The sequence below is a fragment of the Burkholderia sp. Ac-20379 genome, from assembly GCF_017104645.1.
Lineage (GTDB): Bacteria > Pseudomonadota > Gammaproteobacteria > Burkholderiales > Burkholderiaceae > Burkholderia.
The window spans coordinates 1-24,063 of sequence record NZ_JAAGPF010000096.1; the positions used below are offsets into that span (position 1 = coordinate 1).

The 24,063-nt window shown below is 67.6% G+C and carries 21 protein-coding genes and 1 pseudogene; 13 read left to right on the forward strand and 9 right to left on the reverse strand.

The genetic code is table 11. From position 1 onward, the window contains the following. On the forward strand, positions 1–333 hold a 333-nt coding region (locus G3N92_RS14870; RefSeq protein WP_206128292.1), incomplete at its 5' end, for a hypothetical protein. Positions 334–420: 87 nt separating this feature from the next. Here G3N92_RS14870 and G3N92_RS14875 read toward each other — a convergent pair. Both G3N92_RS14875 and G3N92_RS14880 read right to left on the reverse strand, forming a co-directional pair. Further along, entirely contained in the window at positions 421–1,749 is a 1,329-nt protein-coding gene (locus G3N92_RS14875; protein WP_206128293.1) for a nitrate/sulfonate/bicarbonate ABC transporter ATP-binding protein, read from the reverse strand. A gap of 22 nt (positions 1,750–1,771) precedes the next feature. After that, positions 1,772–3,532 (reverse strand): ABC transporter permease subunit, encoded by a 1,761-nt coding sequence (locus G3N92_RS14880; protein ID WP_206128294.1) that lies wholly within the window; start codon positions 3,530–3,532, stop codon positions 1,772–1,774. A 495-nt stretch (positions 3,533–4,027) separates the two neighbouring features. Here G3N92_RS14880 and G3N92_RS14885 point away from each other — a divergent pair, with 495 nt between their 5' ends. Beyond that, on the forward strand, positions 4,028–4,294 hold the full coding sequence (locus tag G3N92_RS14885) for a hypothetical protein (protein ID WP_206128295.1): 267 nt from the start codon (positions 4,028–4,030) through the stop codon (positions 4,292–4,294). Between the two features lie 133 nt (positions 4,295–4,427). Here the strand turns inward: G3N92_RS14885 and G3N92_RS14890 are convergent, their stop codons facing one another. Together G3N92_RS14890 and G3N92_RS14895 are read right to left on the reverse strand one after the other, a co-directional pair. Continuing rightward, entirely contained in the window at positions 4,428–5,741 is a 1,314-nt protein-coding gene (locus tag G3N92_RS14890; RefSeq protein WP_206128296.1) for an ATP-binding protein, read from the reverse strand. Beyond that, entirely contained in the window at positions 5,725–6,450 is a 726-nt protein-coding gene (locus G3N92_RS14895) for a response regulator (RefSeq protein WP_206128297.1), read from the reverse strand. Before G3N92_RS14895 ends, G3N92_RS14890 begins: the two co-directional genes overlap by 17 nt. Before the next feature lie 230 nt (positions 6,451–6,680). On the opposite strand from G3N92_RS14895, the gene G3N92_RS14900 reads away from it, so the two are divergent. From G3N92_RS14900 to G3N92_RS14925, 6 genes are all read left to right on the forward strand, one after another. Next, complete coding sequence (locus G3N92_RS14900; protein ID WP_206128298.1) at positions 6,681–7,244, forward strand: periplasmic heavy metal sensor; 564 nt, start codon at positions 6,681–6,683, stop codon at positions 7,242–7,244. A 417-nt stretch (positions 7,245–7,661) separates the two neighbouring features. Beyond that, positions 7,662–8,438, forward strand: coding sequence for an ABC transporter substrate-binding protein (locus G3N92_RS14905; protein WP_206128299.1), 777 nt, complete (start codon positions 7,662–7,664; stop codon positions 8,436–8,438). A gap of 174 nt (positions 8,439–8,612) precedes the next feature. Then, positions 8,613–9,302, forward strand: a complete 690-nt coding sequence (hisQ, locus tag G3N92_RS14910; protein WP_206128300.1) for a histidine ABC transporter permease HisQ — start codon at positions 8,613–8,615, stop codon at positions 9,300–9,302. Then, positions 9,299–10,012 carry an ABC transporter permease gene (locus G3N92_RS14915; RefSeq protein WP_206128301.1) on the forward strand — a complete coding sequence of 238 codons (714 nt, stop codon included), beginning with the start codon at positions 9,299–9,301 and terminating at the stop codon, positions 10,010–10,012. The genes hisQ and G3N92_RS14915 overlap by 4 nt, the downstream gene beginning before the upstream one ends. 17 nt (positions 10,013–10,029) lie before the next feature. Further along, on the forward strand, positions 10,030–10,809 hold the full coding sequence (locus G3N92_RS14920; protein ID WP_206128302.1) for an ABC transporter ATP-binding protein: 780 nt from the start codon (positions 10,030–10,032) through the stop codon (positions 10,807–10,809). Positions 10,810–11,501: 692 nt separating this feature from the next. After that, positions 11,502–12,596, forward strand: a complete 1,095-nt coding sequence (locus G3N92_RS14925; RefSeq protein ID WP_206128303.1) for a porin — start codon at positions 11,502–11,504, stop codon at positions 12,594–12,596. Positions 12,597–12,817: 221 nt separating this feature from the next. Here G3N92_RS14925 and G3N92_RS14930 read toward each other — a convergent pair whose 3' ends face one another. Both G3N92_RS14930 and G3N92_RS14935 read right to left on the reverse strand, forming a co-directional pair. After that, complete coding sequence (locus G3N92_RS14930; RefSeq protein WP_013699037.1) at positions 12,818–13,156, reverse strand: P-II family nitrogen regulator; 339 nt, start codon at positions 13,154–13,156, stop codon at positions 12,818–12,820. A 54-nt stretch (positions 13,157–13,210) separates the two neighbouring features. Further along, positions 13,211–14,902, reverse strand: coding sequence for an NAD+ synthase (locus tag G3N92_RS14935; RefSeq protein WP_206128304.1), 1,692 nt, complete (start codon positions 14,900–14,902; stop codon positions 13,211–13,213). Positions 14,903–15,009: 107 nt separating this feature from the next. Here G3N92_RS14935 and G3N92_RS14940 point away from each other — a divergent pair, with 107 nt between their 5' ends. Both G3N92_RS14940 and G3N92_RS34950 read left to right on the forward strand, forming a co-directional pair. Next, positions 15,010–16,191: a GNAT family N-acetyltransferase gene (locus tag G3N92_RS14940; RefSeq protein WP_206128305.1), complete on the forward strand. Its 1,182-nt coding sequence runs from the start codon at positions 15,010–15,012 to the stop codon at positions 16,189–16,191. Between the two features lie 50 nt (positions 16,192–16,241). Beyond that, positions 16,242–16,508, forward strand: a pseudogene (locus tag G3N92_RS34950) (GIY-YIG nuclease family protein); the annotation flags it as partial. Between the two features lie 318 nt (positions 16,509–16,826). On the opposite strand, the gene ppa reads toward G3N92_RS34950, so the two are convergent. Further along, entirely contained in the window at positions 16,827–17,354 is a 528-nt protein-coding gene (ppa, locus tag G3N92_RS14950; protein WP_206128307.1) for an inorganic diphosphatase, read from the reverse strand. A 227-nt stretch (positions 17,355–17,581) separates the two neighbouring features. Here ppa and G3N92_RS14955 point away from each other — a divergent pair, with 227 nt between their 5' ends. The 3 genes from G3N92_RS14955 to G3N92_RS14965 all read left to right on the forward strand — a co-directional run bounded on the left by G3N92_RS14955 (position 17,582) and on the right by G3N92_RS14965 (position 21,364). Further along, on the forward strand, positions 17,582–19,021 hold the full coding sequence (locus G3N92_RS14955) for an aldehyde dehydrogenase family protein (RefSeq protein ID WP_206128308.1): 1,440 nt from the start codon (positions 17,582–17,584) through the stop codon (positions 19,019–19,021). A gap of 88 nt (positions 19,022–19,109) precedes the next feature. Continuing rightward, positions 19,110–19,868, forward strand: a complete 759-nt coding sequence (locus tag G3N92_RS14960; RefSeq protein ID WP_206128309.1) for an SDR family oxidoreductase — start codon at positions 19,110–19,112, stop codon at positions 19,866–19,868. Between the two features lie 191 nt (positions 19,869–20,059). Beyond that, complete coding sequence (locus tag G3N92_RS14965) at positions 20,060–21,364, forward strand: MFS transporter (RefSeq protein ID WP_206128310.1); 1,305 nt, start codon at positions 20,060–20,062, stop codon at positions 21,362–21,364. A gap of 78 nt (positions 21,365–21,442) precedes the next feature. Here G3N92_RS14965 and G3N92_RS14970 read toward each other — a convergent pair whose 3' ends face one another. Together G3N92_RS14970 and hemDX are read right to left on the reverse strand one after the other, a co-directional pair. Then, positions 21,443–22,633 (reverse strand): heme biosynthesis protein HemY, encoded by a 1,191-nt coding sequence (locus G3N92_RS14970; RefSeq protein ID WP_206128311.1) that lies wholly within the window; start codon positions 22,631–22,633, stop codon positions 21,443–21,445. Between the two features lies 1 nt (position 22,634). Beyond that, positions 22,635–24,063, reverse strand: a 1,429-nt coding sequence (hemDX, locus tag G3N92_RS14975; RefSeq protein ID WP_206128312.1) for a fused uroporphyrinogen-III synthase HemD/membrane protein HemX, incomplete at its 5' end; no start/stop codon positions are given.

A 24,063-nucleotide genomic window follows, 5' to 3' on the forward strand; every position in this document is an offset into this window, starting at 1 on the left:
TCCGCCACCGACGAAGCCGTGAACCGCACCATGAAGGGCTTCCACGCCGATCAGCAAGCGGTGATCGCCACCGCGGCCGGCGGCCTCGCGGTCGGTCAGGCCGCCCCATGGAAGGTCAAGCACCGCCTGCCGATCGACAACGGCGAGGGCGAGGTGCGCGTGACGCGTGCGTTCTCCACGCCGCTCGCGCTGTGCAAGGAATTCGCGTTCTCGGTGAAGGACGGCGAGCACGCCGCCTGGTACATCGCCAGCGCCTGCCAGACGCCGCAGGGCGGCGCCTGGACATGGGCCTCGGCCGAGCCGGCCGTCGCGCGCTGGGGCGCGCTGCAATAAGCGTCGGCCCAAAAACGAATGCGCGCGGGTCGCAAAACCTCGCGCGCATCGCGCACGGCTCAATTCATACGCCCGAACCCGCAGCGATCAGGACTCCACGTCCTCGAGACTGAAGATTTCGGTCTGGTCGTTGTACGAGAAGATCTCGCCATAACGGCCCCAGTCGATCACCGCGTCGAGCGTTTCCTCGGCCGCGCTGTCGGACAGGAAATCCTCCAGCTCCTGCTCGAAGCGCACGCGCGGCGCGCGATGGCCCGGGCGCTCGTTCAGCACCTTCTTGATCCGCGCCGCGAGCGGCACGTGGCGCAGCAGGTGATCGGCGAACATCATCTTGCGTTCCTGCGTGCCGAACTCGGCGAACACGCGCGCCGGCGGCGTCAGGAACACGTCGCCCTCGCGCACGTCGGCGAACCCGAGGTGCTGCAGCACTTCGGCGATCGGGAACAGATCGTCCACCTCCAGATGCAGCGAGCGCGCGATTTCGGGCATGTCGGCGCGGCCGTGATACGGCGCGGCGGCCAGCGTCTCGATCAGGCCGGCCATCAGGTTGGTCGACACGCGCGGCAGCCAGCTGCTGGCCTCCAGCCCCTTCTTGGTGGCTTCGCCCGTCTGGCGCGCCGTCATCTTCGCGTAGATGTCGTCCACCAGCTTGCGGAACGCCGGGTCGAGCCGGTTGCGCGGATGCTTGAACGGCACCTTGATCTCGGCGATCACGCGGCCCGGGTTCGACGACAGCACCAGGATGCGGTCGCACATGAACACCGCTTCCTCGATGTTGTGCGTGACGATCAGCACCGATTTGATCGGCATGCGGCCCTGCGTCCACAGGTCGAGCAGGTCGGTACGCAGCGTTTCGGCGGTCAGCACGTCGAGCGCCGAGAACGGCTCGTCCATCAGCAGGATGGTCGGGTCGACCACCAGCGCGCGCGCGAAGCCGACGCGCTGGCGCATCCCGCCCGACAGCTCGCGCGGGTAGGCATTCTCGAAGCCGTCGAGACCGATCAGGTCGATCGCGGCCAGCGCACGCTCGCGACGCTCGCGGGCGCCCACGCCGAGCGCCTCGAGGCCCGCTTCCACGTTCTGCAGCACGGTCAGCCAGGGGAACAGCGCGAAGGTCTGGAACACCATCGCCACGCCTTCGGCCGGGCCGCTCAGCGGCTTGCCGAGATAGGTGACCTCACCGCCGGTCGGCTCGATCAGGCCGGCGATGATGCGCAGGAGCGTGGATTTGCCGGAGCCCGAACGGCCCAGCAGGCCGACGATCTCGCCTTCGCGCAGCGACAGGTTCGCGCCGTCGAGCACCAGCAGTTCGCCCTGGGTCTTGTTGAAGCCACGGCTGACGTCCTTGACGTTCAGGATCTCGTCGCCGAGGCGCGGCGGCACGGGCGGCGTCGGGGCAGCATTCGGATTTTGCATCGCGTTTCGCTCTCAATGAGTCTCAGTCGAGCCGCAGCTTGGCTTCGGCATAGGCGTACAGCGGACGCCACAACAGGCGGTTGAACAAGGTCACGAACAGGGACATGACCGTGATGCCCATGATGATCTTCGGGTAGTCGCCCGCGGCCGTCATCTGCGAGATGTACGCGCCGAGCCCGTGCGCCTGGATCTTCGTGTCGCCCCACTGCACCAGCTCGGAGACGATACTCGCGTTCCACGCGCCGCCCGAGGCGGTGATCGCGCCGGTGACGTAGTACGGGAAGATGCCGGGCAGGATCGCCTGGCGCCACCATTGCCAGCCGCGAATGCGGAAATTGGCGGTGGCCTCGCGATAGTCGTTCGGGTAGGACATCGCCCCGGCGATCACGTTGAAGAGGATATACCACTGGGTGCCGAGCACGATCAGCGGCGACAGCCAGATGTCCGGGTTCAGATGGAAGCGTGCGATGACGATCACGAACACCGGGAACAGCAGGTTGGCCGGGAACGCGGCAAGGAACTGCGCGATCGGCTGGACCTTCTCGGCCAGCGCCGGGCGCAGGCCGATCCAGACGCCGATCGGCACCCAGATCACCGACGCCACCGCGATCAGCAGCACCACGCGCAGCAGCGTCGCGAGGCCGAGCAGGAACACGTGGCCGACCTCGCCCCAGGTCACGCCGGTCGCGACGAACGACACCACGCGCCAGATCACGTAGGCCGTGCCGATCAGCACCAGGATCGACCAGCCGATGTCGGCCGCGCGCGAGGCCTGGCGCTCGACGCGCGGCAGCGCGAAACGCGACGCGTCGAACGACGGCAGCCGGAACGGGATGCGCGCCGTGCGGGCCAGCAGCCAGCCGGCCGGCACCAGCAGCTGGTGGATCAGGCGGGTGCGGCGCACGAGGTCGAGCAGCCAGGATTCGGGCGCGTCGCCCGAGCTGGTGTTCTCCATACGGAACTTGTCGGCCCAGGCCACCAGCGGGCGGAACAGGAACTGGTCGTAGGCGAGGATCACCACCGTCATGGCCAGGATCACCCAGCCGATCGCGCCCATGTTCTTCTCGGTGATGGCCTGCGCCAGATACGCGCCGACGCCCGGCAGCGTGATCGTGTGGTTGCCCACCGTGATCGCCTCGGAGGCCACCACGAAGAACCAGCCGCCCGACATCGACATCATCATGTTCCAGACCAGGCCCGGCATCGAGAACGGCACCTCGAGCTTCCAGAAGCGCTGCCAGGTGGTCAGGTGAAAGCCGCGCGAGACTTCGTCCAGATCGCGCGGCACCGTGCGCAGCGACTGGTAGAAGCTGAACGTCATGTTCCAGGCCTGGCTCGTGAAGATCGCGAAGATCGCGGCCAGCTCGGCGCCCGCCACGCGGCTCGGGATCAGCGCGAGGAAGAACGTGACCGTGAACGAGATATAGCCGAGCACCGGCACCGACTGCAGGATGTCGAGGATCGGCACCAGCACCATGCCCGCGCGGCGGCTCTTGGCCGCCAGCGTGCCGTAGACGAGCGTGAAGACGAGCGAGGCGACCATCGCCGCCAGCATGCGCAGCGTGGTGCGCAACGCGTATTCGGGCAGGTTCGCCGGGTCAAGCGAGATTTTCTGGGTGGAGAGCGTGCCGATCGGCGCCATCGTTTCATGGAAACCGACGGCGGCCATCGCGATGACGCAGAGGATCAGCGGGAAGGCGATGAAATCCCAGCGGTTCGGCAGCACGCGCCACGCCGAGGCATTCGCGTTCGCGATCCGGTTCGGATTGAAACCAAAATCCATCAGCACCCTCCCCGGCATGGCCGTGCTAAGCGAAATATGAGGCCATCATGCGTGCCGGGCCGGCGCGCACGTGCGGCGATTCTTTATGACCGACACCCGGGCGTGGGCTACCGCCGCCCCGCCCGCCCCCCGCCGTGCAACGGGCCGCGGGATTTCCCACGGGCCGGCGAACGACGGCAGACACTACACCACACCGAATGACAGGCACAAGCGCGCGGCACGCAACGTGCGCACATCCCGCGTCAACGGCGGACGAACCTCACGCAAAACGGCTGGAATGCGAGCTGACTGAAAGAAGCTGCAAGCGGGTTGCAACGTGTCGGGTGCGATGCAGGCCGAATTATGCCGTGATACGGGACGCGGGGAAACCCGCCCGGGCAAGGAAGCAACAGGCGCCGCATCGGCCGTTCGGCATGCCGCTTCCGAGTGTGCGCGGCGAAGCAGGTATGATCGGGTTTGCTTCGCAAGATCGAACGTCACAAGCAGGAGGGCTGAATGGCAGGAAATCTGGTTATCGTATGCCGCGATCAGGACGCCGATGCGTTCTATACGCTGATGCAGGAATACGGCGCGTTCCAGGCGCGGCTGTCGTCGACGGCGTGGTATCTGAATATGAACATCGTGCCGGAATCGTTGCAGGACGAAATCCTGGAACGGCTCGGCAAATACACCACGCTGTATATCTTCGAGGCGACCAGCGTCACCTACAACACCATCGACAGCCACGCCGCGGAAACGCTCGGCACGCTGTTCGGCGAGTAGGCGCGCCCGGGGCGGCATCGGGCAAGCGGCCAGGCCGCCTGCCCGGCGCCGGCCGGCTGGTTTGCCGTATTCCGCGGATTCTGCGTGATTCCGCGTCGTATTTCCGCCGTAGTTCACTTCCCGCCACGCCGCGTCAGGCGTCCGCCGGCTCCCGCTCCGGTTTCGGCATTGCACCGAACGGAAACGCCATCGCCACCCGCAAGCCGCCCTGCTCCTGATTGCCGATCCGGCACTGGCCGCCCACGCGCTGCACGAGCCGCTCGACGATCGCGAGGCCCAGCCCGCTGTGGCCGTTGCCGCCGCGCGCCGGGTCGAGCCGCACGAACGGCCGCGTGGCGTCCGCCAGATCGCGCGGCGCGATGCCCTTGCCGTGATCGCTGACCGTCAGCACATAGCCTTCGGCGGTGCGCTCGGTGGCGATCCGCACGGGCGGTGCGCCGTAGGCGTGCGCGTTGTCGAGCAGGTTCGAGAGAATCCGGTCCAGCGTGGCGGTGGGCAGCCGGAAGCCCGGCCCGGCCGCCAGCGCGATTTCCACCGGCGCCGCGTTGGGCGCAACCGCACGATAGGTGCGCGCCATCCGTTCGCAGGCCTGATCGACCGCCACCACCTCGCTGCGATCCTCGCCGCCGTGCGCGAACACGAGGAACTGATCGACGATGTGCGACATGGAATCGACGTCGCGCACCACGCCGTCGCGCAAGCGCGCATCGTCCATCATCTCGGCGCGCAGGCGCATCCGCGCGAGCGGCGTGCGCAGGTCGTGCGCCACGCCGGCCAGCATCACGGCCCGGTCGTTCTCGGCCCGCGACACCTGCTCCACCATGTGATTGAAACCGCGCGTGAGCTGCCGCAGCTCGCGCGGCCCCTTCTCGCGCACGGGCGGCACGGGCAGGCCGCGCCCGAAGCGCGCCACCGCGCGCGCCAGCGACCGCAGCGGCTGCTGAAGCTGCCAGGCCGCGAACAACGCGGCCATCACCGCCGCCGCGAAGATCATGCCGAGCCACAGCATCATGCGGTCGCGCGAGCGGCGCGGATGCAGCGGCTGCGCCGGCACCACGATCCAGTTCTTGTCGGTCGGCTCCTTGACCCACAGCATCGGCGGCTTGCCGGGCGGGCCGATGCGCACCTCGGTGCCCGGCGTCATGCGCTCACGCAGATCCTCGATGAAGTGCCGCAGCGGCGGCGGCATGTCCGGTTCGCTCTGCGGCACGTCGGCGGCGCCGGGCGGCACGAGTCGCACGCGCGACGGCAGCGGCAGGTCGGGCGTGCGCTCGACGTGCTGGCGCACGGCGTCGACGAGGAACGCGGCCTCCTCGACCGCGTAGCGCGTCTGCGCCTCGCTGCGGTCGAGACGGATCGCCAGGAACCAGGCGAAATGCGACAGCAGCAGGACGCCGACCACGAGGAGCGCAAGCCGCCCGAACAGCGAATCAATGGGTCTGCGCATGAGCCTCGCCGTTGGGCACGAACACGTAGCCGCGCCCGCGCACCGTCTGGATGAAACGCGGCGTGGACGGATCGCTTTCGAGGATCCGCCGCAGACGCCAGACCTGCACGTCGATGCCGCGGTCGGTACCGTCGTATTCGGGGCCGTGCAGCAGTTCGAGCAGGCGCTCGCGCGTCAGCGTGCGCAGCGCGTTGTTGACGAAAATCTTCAGCAGCGCGAATTCGCTGCTCGACAGCGTGGCCGGCTTGCCGTCCACCGACAGCGTGCGCGCCTGGAAATCGAGCACGAAGCGGCCGAACCCATAGGGCTCGCGCTGCTCGGGCGCGGCCGCCGACGGCGTGGCGCGGCGGCGGCGCAGCACCGCCTGGGCGCGCGCCAGCAGCTCGCGCGGGTTGAACGGCTTGCCGAGGTAATCGTCGGCGCCGAGTTCGAGGCCGACGATGCGGTCCACGTCGTCGGCGCGCGCCGTCAGCATGATCACGGGGATGTCGTCGCCGGCCGCGCGCAACTGGCGCAGCGCGGTCAGGCCATCGACGCCGGGCATCATCAGGTCCAGCACGATCAGATCGGGGCGTTCGCGCTCGAGGCGCTTTTCGAGCGAGGCGGCGTCGTGCAGCACCGACACCTCCATGCCCTGGCGCACGAGGTAGTCGCGCAGCAGGTCGCGCAGTTCTTGGTCGTCGTCGACGATGAGGATCTGGGTAGTCATGGCGTGAAGTTTACCGTGCGGGTTGGGGAAGGCGGCTGAAACATCTTCGCGAATGGGTTACTGCGAATTACCACGCAAGGCAGATGTAATGCGCGGTAAACGCGGGCAGGCCGGAGGTAACACGGTATCGGAGGCGCTTGGCTACGCTGCGTCTTACCCGATGCGGCAACAGGCGGCGCCAGCCGGCCCGCCGCCGTGTCGACGATCCCATTCGACCAGGAGTCATCGCAATGTATAAGAAGACGTCCCGTGTGGCTATCGCCGCCGCTTCCGTTCTGGCCCTCGCCTTCGGCGCCGCCGCATACGCGGCCGACTCGGCCCCGCCGCCGCCCGACGGCCCGCACGGCGGCCCGGGCATGCACCACCATGGCCATCACGGCGGCCCGCTGGAAGTGTTCAAGCGCCTGCACGCGCAACTGAAGCTGACGCCGGCGCAGGAGCAGCAATACCAGGCGGCCGAGGCCACCACCAAGCAGAACCGCGATGCGATGCGCAAGAACTTCGAGCAGTCGCGCTCGCAGTTCGACGCCGCGCAAAGCCAGCCGATCCTCGATCTCGACGCGATGCAGGCCGCGCGCGATCAGGTGTTCCAGCAGAACGCGCAACTGCATCAGCAGACGGAAAAGGCCTGGCTGGCGTTCTACGACGGCCTGACCGACGCGCAGAAGACGCAGGTCAGCACGGCGCTGAAGGCCGATTTCGCCAAGATGAAGGCGCGCCACGAGAAGATGAAGGCGCACTGGGCGCATCGCCACGCCGAGAAGGCGGCCGCCGCTTCGGCGCCGGCGCAGTAAGCCTGCCGCGGCCGGCGCGGGATCGAACCCGCGCCGGCCGAACCCTGGAACGGGGCGGTCCGCGCGCGCGGCCGCCCCGTTCCGTTGTTTTTGCGCGTCCCGCGCGAGCGCGGCCGGTTTCCGTCCATGTCCGCGCATTACCTCGCCAACACGTTGCATCGTCCGGCATTCCGGCCGATTCGCACCGCTGCCCCGCCCGCCGCCTCCCGCCCCGCGCCGCCTTGCGGCACCCCGGCACATTCCCGAGCACCGATTCGACCTTGCGCGCCGCCGGCTCGGGTAAAATGCTGCGCTTTTGGCCGGCCGGGCCTCGCCCGACCGCGCGCCGAAGCCGCCGTCACCGAATTTTGGCTGTCTAGAATACGGCCGGCGAGCGACCGGCCGCAGCCGGCCTGTCAGCGTCGCAAGAGGAAACAGATGAAGAAGCTCGCCCTGTGCGCAGCGCTCGCCCTGATGGCGGGCAGCGCCTTCGCGAAGGAATGGAAGACGGTCCGCATCGGCGTCGACGCCAGCTACCCGCCGTTCGAATCGGTGGCGAAGAACGGCGACATCGTCGGCTTCGACGTGGATCTGACGAAGGAAATCTGCACGCGCATCGCGGTGCGCTGCAAGTGGGTCGCGCAGGATCTCGACGGCATCATCCCGGCGCTGAAGGCACGCAAGTTCGACGTCATCGTGTCGTCGCTGACCGTGACCGACAAGCGCCGCGAGCAGATCGACTTCTCCGACAAGCTGTACGACGCGCCCGCGCGGATGATCGCCAAGGCCGGTTCGCCGCTGCGGCCGACCGTGGCGTCGCTGAAGGGCAAGCGCGTCGGCGTCGAGCAGGGTTCCACGCAGGAAACCTACGCGAAGACGTATTGGGAAACGCAAGGCGTGACGATCGTGCCGTACCAGAACCAGGATCAGGTCTACGCCGATCTGGGAACGGGCCGGCTCGACGCCGCGCTGCAGGACGAATTGCAGGCCGACTACGGCTTTCTGCGCACGCCGCGCGGCAAGGGCTTCGCGTGGGCCGGCCCGGAAGTGACGGATCCGAAGACGATCGGCGACGGGACGGCGATCGGCCTGCGCAAGGAGGACACGGATCTGAAGGCGAAGATCAACGCCGCCCTCGCCGCGATGCATAAGGACGGGACGTACGACAGGCTGTCGCACCAGTACTTCTCGTTCAGCGTGTATTCGGCGAAGTAACCACGTTTCGGCCGGAGCGGCCGCCGCGCTACGAGGCGCGGCCCGCCCGGCACGAGGAAGTCGAACGCCGCCCGGCGGAATCACCGGACGGCCCGACACACAAGCACGGGGCGTGCCGCCGACCTGCGGCACGCGTCTTTCGCGGCGCACACGATGCGCCGTCAAGGACCTCATATGTTTCTTTCCGGCTACGGCCCGCTGATACTTTCGGGCACCTGGCAAACCGTCAAGCTGGCGGTGCTGTCGCTGGCGCTGTCGTTCGTGCTGGGGCTGCTCGGCGCGGGCGCCAAGCTCTCGCGCAACCGCCTCACGAACGGCATCGGCACGCTCTACACCACGCTGATTCGCGGCGTGCCCGACCTGGTGCTGATGCTGCTGCTGTTCTACAGCATCCAGATCTGGCTGAATCAGCTCACCGACCTGATGAACTGGGACCAGATCGACATCGACCCGTTCGCGGCCGGCGTCCTGGTGCTCGGCTTCATCTACGGCGCCTACTTCACCGAAACCTTCCGCGGCGCGTTCCTCTCGGTGCCGCGCGGCCAGCTCGAGGCGGGCGCGGCCTACGGCATGTCGAGCTGGCAGGTGTTCACGCGCGTGATGTTCCCGCAGATGATGCGCTTCGCGCTGCCCGGCATCGGCAACAACTGGCAGGTGCTCGTCAAATCCACCGCGCTCGTCTCGATCATCGGCCTGGCCGACGTGGTCAAGGCATCGCAGGACGCGGGCAAGGGCACGCTGCGTTTCTTCTTCTTCACGCTGCTCGCGGGGGCGATCTACCTCGCGATCACGACGATCTCGAACTTCGTGCTGATGTGGCTGGAAAAGCGCTACTCCGCCGGCGTCCGCAAGGCTGACCTATGATCGAACTGATTCAGGAATACTGGCGCAACTACCTGTATACGGACGGGTATCGCTTCACGGGCGTGGCCATCACGCTGTGGCTGCTGGTGGTGTCGATCGGGCTGGGCTTCTGCCTGTCGGTGCCGCTCGCCTGCGCGCGCGTATCGAAGCGCAAGTGGCTGTCGGGCGCGGTGTGGCTCTACACGTACATCTTCCGCGGCACGCCGCTCTACGTGCAACTGCTGCTCTGCTACACGGGCCTCTACAGCCTGCACGCGGTGCGCGACACGGCCATGCTCAACGCGTTCTTCCGCGACGGCATGCACTGCACGCTGCTCGCGTTCACGCTGAACACCTGCGCGTACACCACCGAAATCTTCGCGGGCGCGATCAAGGCGACCAACTACGGCGAGATCGAGGCCGCGCGTGCGTACGGCATGTCGACCTTCACGCTGTACCGCCGCGTGATCCTGCCGTCGGCGCTGCGCCGCGCGCTGCCGCTGTACAGCAACGAAGTGATCCTGATGCTGCACGCGACCACCGTGGCCTTCACCGCCACTGTGCCGGACATCCTCAAGATCGCGCGCGACGTCAATTCGGCCACCTACATGTCCTTCCACGCGTTCGGCATCGCCGCGCTCCTCTATCTCGCGATCTCGTTCACGCTCGTGTGGCTGTTCCGCTGCGCCGAGCGACGCTGGCTCGCCTACCTGCGCCCGCAAGGCAAATAAAGGCGCGAGGACTCCTGATGAATTCCAAGATGCACAAGCTTTTCGTCGACGATCTGCACAAGCAGTACGGTAGCAACGAAGTCCTGAAGGGCGTTTCGCTGAAGGCGAACGCCGGCGACGTGATCAGCGTGATCGGCTCCTCCGGCTCGGGCAAGAGCACGATGCTGCGCTGTATCAACTTCCTCGAACAGCCGAACGCCGGCCGCATCTTCGTCGACGGCGAAGAGGTGCGCACCGCGAAGGACAAGAGCGGCGCGCTGAAGGCGGCCGACACGAAGCAGTTGCAGCGCGTGCGCACCAAGCTCGCGATGGTGTTCCAGCACTTCAATTTGTGGTCGCACATGAACGTGCTGGAAAACGTCATGGAAGCGCCGGTCAACGTGCTCGGGCTGTCGAAGCGCGAAGCAGAAGAACGCGCCCGCGAATACCTCGAGAAGGTGGGTCTGCAGCCGCGCGTCGAGAAGCAATATCCGTCGCATCTGTCGGGCGGCCAGCAGCAGCGCGTGGCGATCGCGCGCGCGCTGGCGATGCACCCCGACGTGATGCTGTTCGACGAGCCGACCTCGGCGCTCGATCCGGAGCTGGTGGGCGAAGTGCTGAAGGTCATGCAGAAGCTGGCGGAAGAAGGCCGCACGATGATCGTCGTCACGCACGAGATGGGCTTCGCGCGCAACGTGTCGAACCACGTGATGTTCCTGCATCAGGGCCGCGTGGAAGAAGAAGGCGCACCGGCCGACGTGTTCGGCAACACCCGCAGCGAACGCCTCAAGCAGTTCCTGTCCGGCAGCCTCAAGTAAGCCGTTTTTCCCGAGCGCCCGCTCACGCCGGCCGCGCGCGCGACACGCTTCGCGCCGCGCCGCCGGCGCTCCCCGCCCCACCCGCCTCCCCCGTTTCTCCCGTTCCCCCCGCGCTTTCGCATCGCGTTGCCGACGCATGTCTGCATGCCGTCACGCACGAATCCACCCGTTCGTTTATTAAAAACTACTAAACATTTTCATGCGCGGCGTGAATCCGTCGTCATTTCTTTACGGATCGCTAACGATTTCCAGTCCTGAACGAGGTACGCCCGCCGTATTCGGGCGTCAATAGTGGCAATCCTTGACCCACCTCTGAGGAATCCGTGAACGCCTTGCCCGGCAAGGACTTGTCTTATTTTTGGGCGGCGTTTAGGCGGCTTCCCGGGCAGCGTTTATGGCAATTTGGCGACATGAGCTAGTCAAACAACGATTTTCGTCGCCACCAAAGTGTATTTTTGCTAAATTAGTAACCAAAGTAGCAAAACGAAAGTCGTGAAATGTAGTTTAGCTTCATGACAACAGGAGACCCCGGCTTTGCCCAATCGGCAAAACGGCCTGCAAAGAGGTAAGTCCGCACGCCTGGCAATGCCTACCCGGCATCGCACGCGGTCTCTCTGGTTATCCCATGTTGACCGGATGCATCCCAAACATCCGGCATGTGCGCAGTTGGTGGGTTGACTTTTTGACAGGGTATGGAGGAGATGATGAAGAAAGCATTGCTCGCGGCAGCACTGATGACTGCCGGAGTAGCGGCACATGCGCAAAGCAGCGTGACGCTGTACGGTCGTCTGGACGCAGGGCTCGAATACCTGAACGGCGGCCAGGCCGGCCACTCGGTTCGCGCGGAAAGCGGCGACTGGGGTACCAGCCTCTGGGGTATCAAGGGCACCGAAGATATCGGCGGCGGCTACAAGGTCCTGTTCCACCTGGAAGGCGCGTTCAACACGATGAACGGCAACATGGGTACCAGCGGCACGATCTGGGATCGTTTCGCGACGGTCGGGATCTCGAACGACGCGCTCGGTACGCTGCTGCTGGGTCGCGAACTCGCGATCGCCAACGGCGTGTGGGACTTCGATCCGTTCGGTCAATCGAACTGGTCGACGGCATCGCTGGTGCGCGGCCGTAACTGGAACAAGACCAGCAACAACATTTCGTACCAATCGCCGAACCTGTACGGTTTCGACGCCTACGGCCAATACTCGCTGTCGAACCAGACCACCTTCAACGGCGGCACGGGCGCAACCGGCAGCCAAGGCCGCAGCGACGGCCTGCAGGTCACCTACACGAATTCGCTGTTCCAGATCCGCGGCCTGTTCGACGAAACGCGCGACGGCGTGAACGGCAAGTTCGACGACGTGTTCAACAACTCGCGCGAATACTTCATCGGCGCGAACGTGTTCCTCGGCGCATTCAAGCTGCAAGCGGCCTATCAGACGTCGCACGCCGACAGCGCCGGCCCGGCAGGCAACGCCGGCATCACGTCGACGCAACAGGCGTGGGGCGGTGTGACGTGGCAAGCCACGCCGGCTGCGGCGATCATCGCGGCGGTGTATCACGTGAACGCGAACAACGGCGGCGGCAACGCGACGATCTACACGATCGGCGGCTCGTACAACCTGTCCAAGCGCACGCTGCTCGACATCCAGGCGGCCACGCTGCGCAACAGCAAGACGGCGAACTTCGGCCTGAACGCGAACCCGTCGGGCACGGCCGTGGCAACCGGCAACCCGCATCCGGGCGGCTCGCAAACGGGCGTGTACGCAGGCATTCAGCACCTGTTCTGATCGCCGGCGCCTAACGGCGACCCGCGACATACCAAGATCCTCAGTTTCACGCTGCTGCGAGAGGCGCGTATCGGTGCGGTACCCCAACGGGTATCGCACCGTTTTTTATTGGGCGCCGGTTTTCCGCGCAGCCCGCGCGGAAACAGAAACGCCAACGGCCCGGATCGACCGGGCCGTTGGCGTTGACGGGACGAACGCTGCCGCCGCAGCGGCAGCGGCGCTCAGACCGCCGCTTCGTTTTCCTCGCCGGTGCGGATGCGGATCACGCGCTCCACGTCGGACACGAAGATCTTGCCGTCGCCGATCTTGCCGGTGCGCGCGGCGCCGATCACGGCATCGATCACCTGGTCGACCTGATCGGCCGCGACCACCACTTCGATCTTCATCTTCGGCAGGAAATCGACCACGTACTCGGCGCCGCGATACAGCTCGGTGTGGCCTTTCTGACGGCCGAAGCCCTTCACTTCCGTCACGGTGAGGCCCGTGAGGCCGACTTCGGCCAGCGCCTCGCGCACTTCGTCGAGCTTGAACGGTTTGATGATGGCGGTAATGCGTTTCATGATGATGCTCCGGATAAGGGGACGACTGAGACGGATTCTACGCGCGGCGCCCCGTCAGTCGAGTCGCTCGATAAAGCGCGACGTGATCGGATAGCGCCAGTCGCGGCCGAAAGCCCGGTGCGTGACGCGAATCCCGATCGGCGCCTGGCGCCGCTTGTATTCGTTGATCTTGATGAGGCGCGTGACGCGCAGCACGTCCGCCTCCCGGTAGCCGGCCGCGACGATCTGCGCGAGCGGCCGGTCTTCCTCCATGTACATGCGCATGATCGCATCGAGCGCATCGTACGGGGGCAGGCTGTCCTGGTCAGTCTGGTTCTCGCGCAGCTCGGCCGACGGCGCGCGCGTGAGGATCCGCTCCGGGATCACGTCGGTCTTGCCGAACTCGGCCGCGCCGTTGCGGTAATGGCAGAGGCGGTAAACGAGTGTTTTCGCGATGTCCTTGATCACGGCGAAGCCGCCGGCCATGTCGCCGTACAGCGTGCAATAGCCGACCGCCATCTCGCTCTTGTTGCCGGTGGTCAGCACGATCGAACCGAACTTGTTCGACAGCGCCATCAGCAGCGTGCCGCGAATCCGCGCCTGGATGTTCTCCTCGGTGGCGTCTTCCTCGCGGCCGGCAAAATCGGCGGCCAGCGCGCCGCGAAACGCATCGAACATCGGCGCGATCGCGATCTCGTCGTAGCGCACGCCCACGCGGCGCGCCATGTCGGCGGCATCGGTGGTGGAGATGCCGGCCGTGTAGCGCGACGGCATCATCACGGCGCGCACGCGATCGGCGCCGAGCGCGTCGCAGGCCACGGCCAGCACCAGCGCCGAATCGACGCCGCCCGACAGGCCGATCAGCGCGCCCGGAAAGCCGTTCTTGCCGATATAGTCGCGCACGCCGAGCACCAGCGCGCGGTAGACCTGCGCCTCGGTGGCAAGCGCCGGCGCGATCCGCGCCGTTTCCGCCACGGGCCGCGCGCCGTCGAATTCGACGATCGCGTGCCCTTCCTCGAACTGCGCCATGCGCGCGACCATGTCGCCCGCGCCGTCGAGCACGAACGAGCCGCCGTCGAACACGAGCTCGTCCTGGCCGCCGACGAGGTTGACGTAGACCATCGGCAGGCCCGTCTCGCGAATCCGCGCGCGCAGGATGTCGACGCGCACCGCGTCCTTGTTCATGTGATAGGGCGAGCCGTTCGGCACCAGCAGCACCTCGGCGCCGGCCGCCTTGGCCAGTTGCGACGCCGCCGCGTGCCAGGCGTCCTCGCAGATCACCACGCCGAACCGCGTGCCGTTCAGCTCGAACACGCACGGCTGCGGATCGCTCGCGAAATAACGCTTCTCGTCGAACACCTCGGTGTTCGGCAACTCGTACTTGCGGTAGGTGGCGCGGATCTGGCCGCCGGCGATCAGCGACGCGGCGTTCCAGCAATCCACCGGGTTCGCGCCGCGCTCGATCGGGCCGTTTGCTTTACCATCGGCGCTGGCGGTGCGCAGCGGATGGCCGACCAGCACGGCCAGGCCGTCGAGCGGCGCGAGGCGCGCGGCCAGTTCCGCCAGCGCCTCGGCCGCCGCCGCGTAGAACGCGGGCCGCAACAGCAGGTCTTCCGGCGGATAGCCCGACAGCGCCAGTTCCGGCGCAACCAGCAGATGCGCACCATCCTTGTGCGCGGCGCGGGCGGCATCGACGATCCGGGCGACGTTACCGGCGAAATCGCCGACGGTGACGTTGAGTTGGGCGAGAGCGATACGGGTTTTCATGACGGAATCTGCGCGGCCTCGCGGGCCGCGTGACAAGCGCCTTGCCGGCGCATCACCGGCGCGCCGCGCAGGTTGCGCGCACGCCGAACGAAACGGATGTCAGACGGTTGAAACACGAACGCAACGATTATCGCATGGGGCTCCTGCGCTCTCCGCTCGAAACGGACGCCACCGAATGGAACGCCCTGCTCGAGCAACAGGCGCACCCGACGCCGTTCCTGCGCCACGAATTCCTGGCCGCGCTGCACGCCACCGGCTGCGCCGTCGACGAATCGGGCTGGGCGCCGAACTTCCTGGTGCTGACCGACGAGACGAGCGGCGCGCTGGCGGCCGCCGCGCCCGTCTACGCCAAGCATCACTCGTACGGCGAATACGTGTTCGACTGGGCCTGGGCCGACGCCTACCAACGCAACAACGTGCCGTATTACCCGAAGCTGCTGTGCGCCGTGCCGTTCACGCCGGTGCAGGGCACGCGCCTGATCGCCGCCAACGACGCCGCGCGCCGCCAGCTCGCCGCCACGCTGGTGGCGTTGGCCGAGCAGAGCGAGGTGTCGTCGCTGCACGTGCTGTTTCCGACCGCCGGCGAAGCCAAGCTGCTGGCCGAAATGGGCATGATGCTGCGCGAGGGCGTGCAGTTCCACTGGCTCAACCAGGGCTACCGGCACTTCGACGATTTCCTCGCCACGCTCGAACAGAAAAAGCGCAAGAACATCCGCGCCGAGCGGCGCAAGGTGGCCGAGGCCGGCGTCACGTTCCGGCGCGTGCGCGGCGAGGACGCCACCGACGACGACTGGCGCTTCTTCTCGCGCTGCTACCGGCAAACCTACCGCGAGCATCATTCGAGCCCGTACCTGAACCTCGATTTCTTCCGGCGCATCGGCGAGACGATGCCCGAGAACCTGCTGCTGGTGATCGCCGAGGCCGACGGCAAGCCGATCGCCAGCGCGCTGGCCGTGTACCGGCGCGATCCGGCCGGCGGCGGCACGCTGTACGGCCGCTACTGGGGCGCGCTCGAACACGTGCCGTGCCTGCACTTCGAAACGGCCTATTACCAGTTGCTCGAATTCTGCATCGACGAAAAGCTGACGGCTTTCGAGGGCGGCGCGCAGGGCCAGCACAAGCTCGCGCGCGGCTTCATGCCGACCGTCACGCACTCGGCGCACTGGCTCGCGCACCCGGCCTTCGCCGATGCGGTGGGCGAATTTCTCAAGCGCGAGACGGGTCAGATCCACGCCTACGTCGACGAACTGCGCGAGCACAACCCGTTCAAGGACGGCGGCGGCGCATGAACGGCGCGGCTTTTCTGAGACACTGACGGCTTCGCGTCCCCCGCTCCGCCATGTCCTGGTTTCTCTATCTGATCGAATGCGAGGACGGCAGCGTCTACACCGGCATCACGACCGATGTCGACGCCCGCTTCGCGCAGCACGCCAACGGCACCGGCGCGCGCTACACGCGTGCGCGCAAGCCGCGCGCCGTGCTGGCGTGGTTTCCGCTGGCCGACCGCTCGAGCGCCTCGCGCGCCGAATACTGGGTCAAGCGGCTCACGCCGGTGCAGAAGCGCGCGCTGGCGAGCGGGCAGCGCACGCTGGAATCGGTGTTGCCGGTGGTGGCGGTCGAAGCCGAGGCGGCGGATGACGCGGCCGATACGGCGACGGCGGCGGAGATTGTCGCTGCGGAGATCGCCGCTGCGGCGGTCGAGCCGGCCGAATCGGCCGTTGCCGGAACCGCCGCCATCGTGTCGGCAGCGCCCGTCGACGCCCTGCCTCCCGTCAGCGCAACACGCCGCGCCGCCCGTCGCCCTCGAACGTCGTCCTGACTCCCCGCGTCCACGCGCCCATGAAAAAACCGCGCGGCCCCGATAACGAGGCTCGCGCGGTTTCGCACGGCGGGCCGGCGCGCTCGCGCGCCCGGCCGGGCAAGCTTACTTGGCCGCGTTCGCGACGCCTTCCGTGATTTCCTTGTGGGCGGCGTCGATGTCGGCCCAGCCTTCGACCTTCACCCACTTGCCCTTCTCGAGCGCCTTGTATTGCTCGAAGAAGTGCTTGATCTGATCCTTCAGGTAGGCCGGCACGTCGTCGAGCGACTTGATGTTGGCCGTCATCGGGCAGACCTTGTCGTGCGGGACGGCGATCAGCTTCGCGTCGACGCCCGATTCGTCGGTCATCTGCAGCATGCCCAGCGCGCGCGAACGCACGACCGAGCCGGCCAGCAGCGGGAACGGCGTGATGACCAGCACGTCGACCGGATCGCCGTCGCCCGACAGCGTCTGCGGGATGAAACCGTAGTTGACCGGGTAGCGCATGCCGGTGCCGACGAAACGGTCGACCACGAGCAGGCCGAGATCCTTGTCGGCCTCGTACTTGACCGGATCGCTTTGCGCCGGAATTTCGATGATCACGTTGAAATCGTGCGGCAGATCCTTGCCGGCCGGAACATTGCTGAAGCTCATGAGCGCTCTCTGCATGACGATGGGAAATCGGGACGGGGCGCGGCAACCGCCGGGCGGGCACGCCTCCGCGAGGAGCCGCCATTATAGCCAATCACCCGATGGCGCTCGGACGAAGTTCGGCGCACACTTGCCCGGCGCGCGATCAAATGGACCGTGCGCGGCCGTAGCCGCACGCATCGTCCGCAGCACCTGAATCACGCATCGATACCAACGAGCCGGGAGCAGGCATGGAAGAGGCAAGGCATTTCATCGCGGGCGAATGGGTCGCGCCCGCGAACGGCGAGACGCTCGCCGTCATCGATCCGTCCGACGGCGCGCCGTTCGCGCGCCTGGCGCGCGGCAACGCCGCCGACATCGACGCCGCGGTGCACGCCGCCCGCGCCGCCTACGAAGGCGCCTGGGGCGCCACCAGCGCCGCCGAGCGCGGCCGGCTGCTGTACCGGCTCTCGCAGCGTGTGGCCGAACACCAGGAAGCGCTCGCGCAACTCGAATGCCGCGATACCGGCAAGCCGCTCAAGCAGGCCCGCGCCGACGCCGCCGCGCTCGCGCGCTATTTCGAGTTCTACGCCGGCGCGGCCGACAAGCTGCACGGCGAAACGCTGCCCTACCAAGCCGGCTACACCGTGCTGACCGTGCGCGAACCGCACGGCGTGACGGGCCACATCGTGCCGTGGAACTACCCGATGCAGATCTTCGGGCGCAGCGTGGGCGCGGCGCTCGCCACCGGCAACGCCTGTGTGGTCAAGCCGGCCGAGGATGCCTGCCTGTCGCTGCTCTGCGTGGCGCAGCTCGCCGCCGAGGCCGGGCTGCCGGCCGGCGCGCTGAACCTCGTCACCGGTTACGGCCACGAGGCCGGCGCCGCGCTGTCGGCCCATCCGGGCATCGATCACATCTCGTTTACGGGCTCGCCCGACACCGGCCGGCTCGTCGCGCTGGCCGCGGCCGAGCGGCACGTGCCGGTCACGCTAGAACTGGGCGGCAAGTCGCCGCAAATCGTGTTCGCCGACGCCGATCTCGACGCGGCGCTGCCGGTGCTGGTTTCCGCGATCGTCCAGAACGGCGGGCAGACGTGCTCGGCCGGCAGCCGCGTGCTGATCGAGCGCAGCGTCTACGAGCCTTTGCTCGACCGGCTCGCGGGCGCGTTCGCCGCGCTGCGCGTCGGCCCCGGCCGCGCCGATCTCGATTGCGGGCCGCTGATCAACGCGAAGCAGCAGCAGCGCGTGTGGGATTTCCTGTCCGACGCGCAGCACGACGGCATCGCGATGGCCGCGCACGGCGAGGTGGTGCCCGAGGCGCCCGAAAGCGGCTTCTATCAGGCGCCCACGCTGCTGCGCGACGTGCCGCCCGAGCACCGCCTCGCGCAGGAAGAAGTGTTCGGGCCGGTGCTGGCCGCGATGCGCTTCCAAGACGAGGACGAGGCGCTCGCGCTCGCCAACGGCACCGCCTACGGGCTGGTGGCCGGCGTCTGGACCCGCGACGGCGCGCGCCAGATGCGGCTCGCGCGGCGCGTGCGGGCCGGCCAGGTATTCGTCAACAACTACGGCGCGGGCGGCGGCGTCGAGCTGCCGTTCGGCGGCAGCGGCCGCTCGGGGCATGGCCGCGAGAAGGGCTTCGAGGCGCTGTACGGCTTCACGGTGCTCAAGACCATCGCGCTCAGGCACGGCTAGCCGGCCCCGCTTCAAGACAGCAACCACGCGGCGCGCGGGCCGGGTTCGCGCGCCGTCCGCAGGACTCACCCAACATCGGAGACACTTCATGCGGCTTGCAGGCAAGACAGCGATCGTCACGGGCGGCGGTTCGGGATTCGGCGAAGGCATCGCGAAAACCTACGCGCGCGAGGGCGCGAACGTGGTCGTCAACGATCTGAACGGCGCGGCGGCCGAGCGCGTGGCCAGCGAGATCGCGGTGGCCGGCGGCAAGGCGATCGCGATCGCCGGCGACGTATCGAAGGGCGGCGACTGGCAGGCGCTGCTGGCCGCGGCGCTGGAAGATTTCCATCGCGTCCATGTCGTCGTCAACAACGCCGGCACCACGCACCGCAACAAGCCGGTGCTGGAAGTGACCGAGGCCGAGTACGACCGCGTCTACGCCGTCAACATGAAGAGCCTGTTCTGGAGCGTGCAGACGTTCGTGCCGTATTTCCGCCAGGCCGGCGGCGGCGTGTTCGTCAATATCGCGTCGACGGCCGGCGTGCGGCCGCGCCCGGGGCTCGTCTGGTACAACAGCACGAAGGGCGCGATGATCACCGCCAGCAAGACGCTGGCCGCCGAACTCGGCGCCGATCGCATCCGCGTGAACTGCATCAACCCGGTGCTCGGCGAAACCGGCCTGATGACCGAATTCATGGGCGTGGCCGACACGCCCGAAAACCGCCAGCGCTTTCTCGCGACGATCCCGCTCGGCCGGCTCTCGACGCCGCAGGACATCGCCAACGCGGCGCTCTGTCTCGCTTCCGACGACGCCGAATTCATCACCGGCGTGTGCCTGGAAGTGGACGGCGGCCGCTGCATCTGAGCGCCGGCCCCTCCGCAATCGGCAGTAAGCAATAAGCAGTAGGCAACACGCAACACCGTCGACGAAAAAAGACCGGCCCCGCAGCAGGCAGAACCCGCGCCGCCGCCCAATGCAATACGCAAGACGCCGGCGGCGCGGCAACGACACAGTGCGCAGGCAGCGCACGAACAGGAAACAGGAGACAAACCCTCATGGCAAGCACCGCTCCGGCCTACCCCGGCCAGCCGTCCGATTTCGAGACGGCCACCTATCGCAAGGTCACCTGGCGGCTCGCGCCGCTGTTGATGCTCTGCTACGTGGTGGCATATCTCGACCGCGTCAACGTCGGCTTCGCCAAGCTGCAGATGGCGACCGACCTGAACCTGTCGGACACCGTCTACGGCCTCGGCGCCGGGATCTTCTTCTTCGGCTATTTCCTGTTCGAGGTGCCGAGCAACATCATCCTGCACCGGGTGGGCGCACGGGTCTGGATCGCGCGGATCATGATCACGTGGGGGCTGATCTCGGCGGCGATGATGTTCGTCACCACGCCCGCGATGTTCTACGTGATGCGCTTCCTGCTCGGCATCGCCGAAGCGGGCTTCTTCCCCGGCGTGATCCTGTACCTGACCTACTGGTATCCGGCCAACCGGCGCGGGCGCATGACCACCTTCTTCATGACGGCGATCGCGCTGTCGGGCGTGATCGGCGGCCCGGTGTCGGGCTACATCCTCAAGAGCTTCCACGGCGTGAACGGCTGGGCCGGCTGGCAGTGGCTGTTCCTGATCGAGGGGATTCCGTCGATCATCGTCGGCGTGCTGGTGCTGATCTGGCTCGAAGATCGCATTGCCGGCGCGAGCTGGCTGACCGACGAGGAGAAGGCGCTGCTCGCGCGCAACGTGCAGGCCGAGGAGGCGCTCAAGGACGACGCGCCGGTGGGCCGCGTGCTGGCCAGCCCGCGCGTCTGGCTGATGGCGCTGATCTACTTCTCGTTCGTGATGGGACTGTACGGCGTGGGCTTCTGGCTGCCGACCATCATCAAATCCACCGGCGTGACCGATTCGTTTGCGATCGGGCTGCTGTCGGCGATTCCGTATGCGGCGGCCGTGGTCGGCATGATCCTGATCGCGCGCAGCGCCGACCGCCGCCGCGAGCGCCGCTGGCACGTCGCGATTCCGGCCGCGCTCGGCGCGATCGGGCTGCTGCTGTCGGTGGCCTGGGCGAACCAGACGGCGCTTGCGATGGTGGGCCTCACGCTCGCGACGATCGGCATCCTGACCACGCTGCCGCTGTTCTGGAGCTTGCCTACCGCGTTCCTCGGCGGCACCGCGGCCGCGGCCGGCATCGCGCTGGTCAATTCGATCGGCAATCTGGCCGGCTTCCTGAGCCCGTACATGATCGGCTGGCTCAAGCAGGCCACGGGCAGCAACAGCGCGGGCATGGTCATGCTCGCCGCATTTCTCGTGCTCGGCGGCCTGCTGGCGCTGTCGGTGCCGAAGTCGCTCGTCAACCGCTGATTCGCGTGCCGTACTAATGAAAAACGGCAGCCCGAGGGCTGCCGTTTTGCTTGATGCGAGGCCGCGAAGCGCCGCGCGTCAACCGACCTGCATCGCCAGCGCGCTTTCGCGGTAGTGGCGCGCGGCCTTTTCCTCGTCGCCGAGGCTTTCGAACAGGCGCGCCAGCGCGCGATGGGCGCGCACCTTCAGCGCGTCGTTGTCGGACAGCTTGAGCGCCGCTTCGAGGAACGACTGCGACTTGCCCCACAGCTGCTGCTTCTCGCAAAGCCGGCCCAGCGCGACGAGCAGATCGGCGTCGTCCGGATGATCGCGCTTCCAGCCTTCGGCCTTCTGGATCAGCGGCAGCGCATCCACGCCGGCCGTGTCGGGATAGCGGCGCAGCAGGCGCGCATCCCAGTGATGCGCCAGCGCATCCTCGACGATGCGGCGCGCCTCGGGCTGGCGCTCCAGCGCCACCAGCAATTCGGCGGCCAGATCGGCCAGACGCGGCGACTGGCGCTCGACGGCCGACAGCGATTGCCAGACCTCGAGCAGCGCATCGGCGTCGTGGCGGCGGTCGCGCAGCAGATGTTCGGCGGCCTGCTGACGCATGCGCACCGCGGCGGCCGGATGCAGCGCGTCGCGCTTTTCGAGCAGCTTGGCGAGCTTCAGCACCTCGGCCCAGTTCTTCAACTGCTGCTGGGCGCGCAGCGCGACCTGCTGCGCATGAATGCGCTTGCCGCCCGACGCCTGCATTTCGGCCAGCGCGGCCAGCGCGCCCTCGGCGTCGCGCGCCTCGGCGCGCATGTCGGCGGTGGCCAGCAGACGCGCTTCCTGCCATTCGTTCGCATCGACCTTGGCGAGCCATTCGTCGCGGCGCGCGTACTCGTGCATGCGGTGCGCGGCCACGGCGCCGACCAGGCCGGCGGCGTTCCGGTTCGTATCGACGGCCAGCGCATCGCGCGCGGCCTTCTCGGCGCGCGAGAAGCGGCCCGCGTACAGGTTGCCGATCGCGTCGCGCAGCGAGCCCTGCGCCTTCTCGTTGCGCATCCGCGCACGGTAGGCGGCCACGCGATGCGGCATGCGCCAGATGTTGCGCACGATGCGCAGCACGGCGTAGATCACGATGAACAGCACGACGATCGCGACGATGAACAGGTTCAGCGATACATCCACGCGATACGGCGGATAGACGATCAGCACCTGCCCGCCGTCGAAGCGGCCGACCGTGGCCAGCGCCACCGCGATCGCGAACAGCACGGCCAGCCAGAGGATTCCTCGCAGCGTCATGTCACCCCCGGCTCTTGAACTGTTGGATCGCGGACAGGCTGCCGTTCAGGTTCGGCACCGGCACCGCGATCGAGGCCGCGTCGACCTGCTTGAGCAGATCCTCGACCGTGCGCGTGTCCTTCGACGACGCGTCGAAGTAGCGCGCGAGCGCCGCTTGCGCCGCGTGCAGATCCGACTTCATGGCCGGCTCGTTGCGCGCGAGCAGCGACAGGCGCGCGGTCAGCAGACGCAGCTTGACGTTCTCGCGCACGAAGTAGCCCTGTTCGGGCGAATTGAGCATCGCGTCGGCGTTGTCGATGCGGCGCACCTGCACGAGGCTCGTCAGTTGCGCGCCGATGCCTGCCGTGATGTCGCGCCACCAGATCTTCCAGCTCGGCTGGCCGGTGGCGGCGGCTTCGCTCGCCACGTCGCCCGGATGCGCGGTGCGCGGCGCGGCGCGCGCGATCGGCGCTTCGCCCGACAGCGGCAGCGCGTCGATGCGCCCGATCGCGTCGTCGAGCTTGATCGCCATGCCGGTCAGATCGACGGACGGCGCGGCCTTGAGCTTGTCCATGTCCTGCGCGATCGCCTTGCGCACGGCGATCGCCTGCGCACCCTGCGAGGTCGCCAGTTGCGAATCGGCGTTCTGCAGCGCCACCAGCGCGAGCTGCGTGTCGCCCGTCAATTGCAGTTGCTGGCTCGCGCCCTGCAGCGTTTGCTCGGCCTGATCGAGCAGCCAGGCGTCGCGGTTGCGTGACAGATCCTGGTATTGCTGCTGCAGCGCTTCCTGGTGCGCCTGCGCGTCGGCGAGCTTGCCCGCGAACTGCGCGACCTGCTCGTCCATCTGATGCGCCTGCGCGAGCGCCTGGGCCGACTGCGTGCGCACGTCGGCGGTGGCGGCGTCGGCGGCCTTCTGGCGCGCCAGCGTGGCCTGGTCGAGCTTCTCGATCTTGCGGTTCAGCACGAAGCCGCCCGCGCCGGCGCCGCAGGCGAGCACCACCACGAGGCACCACAGCAGCACGCCGGCGGTACCGCCGGAACGGCGCGGCTGCTTGGCCTCGAACGGCGTGAACGGTTGATTGGGGGGCGTGGCCGGTGCGGCAGGACGCGCGGCGGCGCTGCCGGTACCCGGCGTGGAAGCCTTGCTGGAATCGTTGGTATCTGTCATGCGGGAGGGCACCGATGCGGCTTGCGCCGCGTGAGCGGCCGAGTCGGCCAACGTTCGGAATGCGCGGACGATGCGTTCGTCGCCCGCGCCGGACAGCGTAATCGTATCAAACCCGAGTGCCCGCGCCGTGTCCGCGATACGGGGGTGCGGCGTCACGACCGGGGCGTGCTTGAGCGCTGCGGTTTCGGCGGAAGTCAGGTGATCGGCGGCCAATTCGTGCAGATTGCGCACGCCCTCGGAGCTCGTGACGAGCCACGCGTGCGGCGCGCCGGCCAGCAGCGCG

What these genes read in the sequence shown, in the direction of transcription:
- G3N92_RS14875 (WP_206128293.1), bottom strand. Translation starts at nt 1,749, where the DNA reads ATGCAAAATCCGAATGCTGCCCCGACGCCGCCCGTGCCGCCGCGCCTC.
- G3N92_RS14880 (WP_206128294.1), bottom strand. Translation starts at nt 3,532, where the DNA reads ATGGATTTTGGTTTCAATCCGAACCGGATCGCGAACGCGAATGCCTCG.
- G3N92_RS14885 (WP_206128295.1), top strand. Translation starts at nt 4,028, where the DNA reads ATGGCAGGAAATCTGGTTATCGTATGCCGCGATCAGGACGCCGATGCG.
- G3N92_RS14890 (WP_206128296.1), bottom strand. Translation starts at nt 5,741, where the DNA reads ATGCGCAGACCCATTGATTCGCTGTTCGGGCGGCTTGCGCTCCTCGTG.
- G3N92_RS14895 (WP_206128297.1), bottom strand. Translation starts at nt 6,450, where the DNA reads ATGACTACCCAGATCCTCATCGTCGACGACGACCAAGAACTGCGCGAC.
- G3N92_RS14900 (WP_206128298.1), top strand. Translation starts at nt 6,681, where the DNA reads ATGTATAAGAAGACGTCCCGTGTGGCTATCGCCGCCGCTTCCGTTCTG.
- G3N92_RS14905 (WP_206128299.1), top strand. Translation starts at nt 7,662, where the DNA reads ATGAAGAAGCTCGCCCTGTGCGCAGCGCTCGCCCTGATGGCGGGCAGC.
- hisQ (WP_206128300.1), top strand. Translation starts at nt 8,613, where the DNA reads ATGTTTCTTTCCGGCTACGGCCCGCTGATACTTTCGGGCACCTGGCAA.
- G3N92_RS14915 (WP_206128301.1), top strand. Translation starts at nt 9,299, where the DNA reads ATGATCGAACTGATTCAGGAATACTGGCGCAACTACCTGTATACGGAC.
- G3N92_RS14920 (WP_206128302.1), top strand. Translation starts at nt 10,030, where the DNA reads ATGAATTCCAAGATGCACAAGCTTTTCGTCGACGATCTGCACAAGCAG.
- G3N92_RS14925 (WP_206128303.1), top strand. Translation starts at nt 11,502, where the DNA reads ATGGAGGAGATGATGAAGAAAGCATTGCTCGCGGCAGCACTGATGACT.
- G3N92_RS14930 (WP_013699037.1), bottom strand. Translation starts at nt 13,156, where the DNA reads ATGAAACGCATTACCGCCATCATCAAACCGTTCAAGCTCGACGAAGTG.
- G3N92_RS14935 (WP_206128304.1), bottom strand. Translation starts at nt 14,902, where the DNA reads ATGAAAACCCGTATCGCTCTCGCCCAACTCAACGTCACCGTCGGCGAT.
- ppa (WP_206128307.1), bottom strand. Translation starts at nt 17,354, where the DNA reads ATGAGCTTCAGCAATGTTCCGGCCGGCAAGGATCTGCCGCACGATTTC.
- G3N92_RS14955 (WP_206128308.1), top strand. Translation starts at nt 17,582, where the DNA reads ATGGAAGAGGCAAGGCATTTCATCGCGGGCGAATGGGTCGCGCCCGCG.
- G3N92_RS14960 (WP_206128309.1), top strand. Translation starts at nt 19,110, where the DNA reads ATGCGGCTTGCAGGCAAGACAGCGATCGTCACGGGCGGCGGTTCGGGA.
- G3N92_RS14965 (WP_206128310.1), top strand. Translation starts at nt 20,060, where the DNA reads ATGGCAAGCACCGCTCCGGCCTACCCCGGCCAGCCGTCCGATTTCGAG.
- G3N92_RS14970 (WP_206128311.1), bottom strand. Translation starts at nt 22,633, where the DNA reads ATGACGCTGCGAGGAATCCTCTGGCTGGCCGTGCTGTTCGCGATCGCG.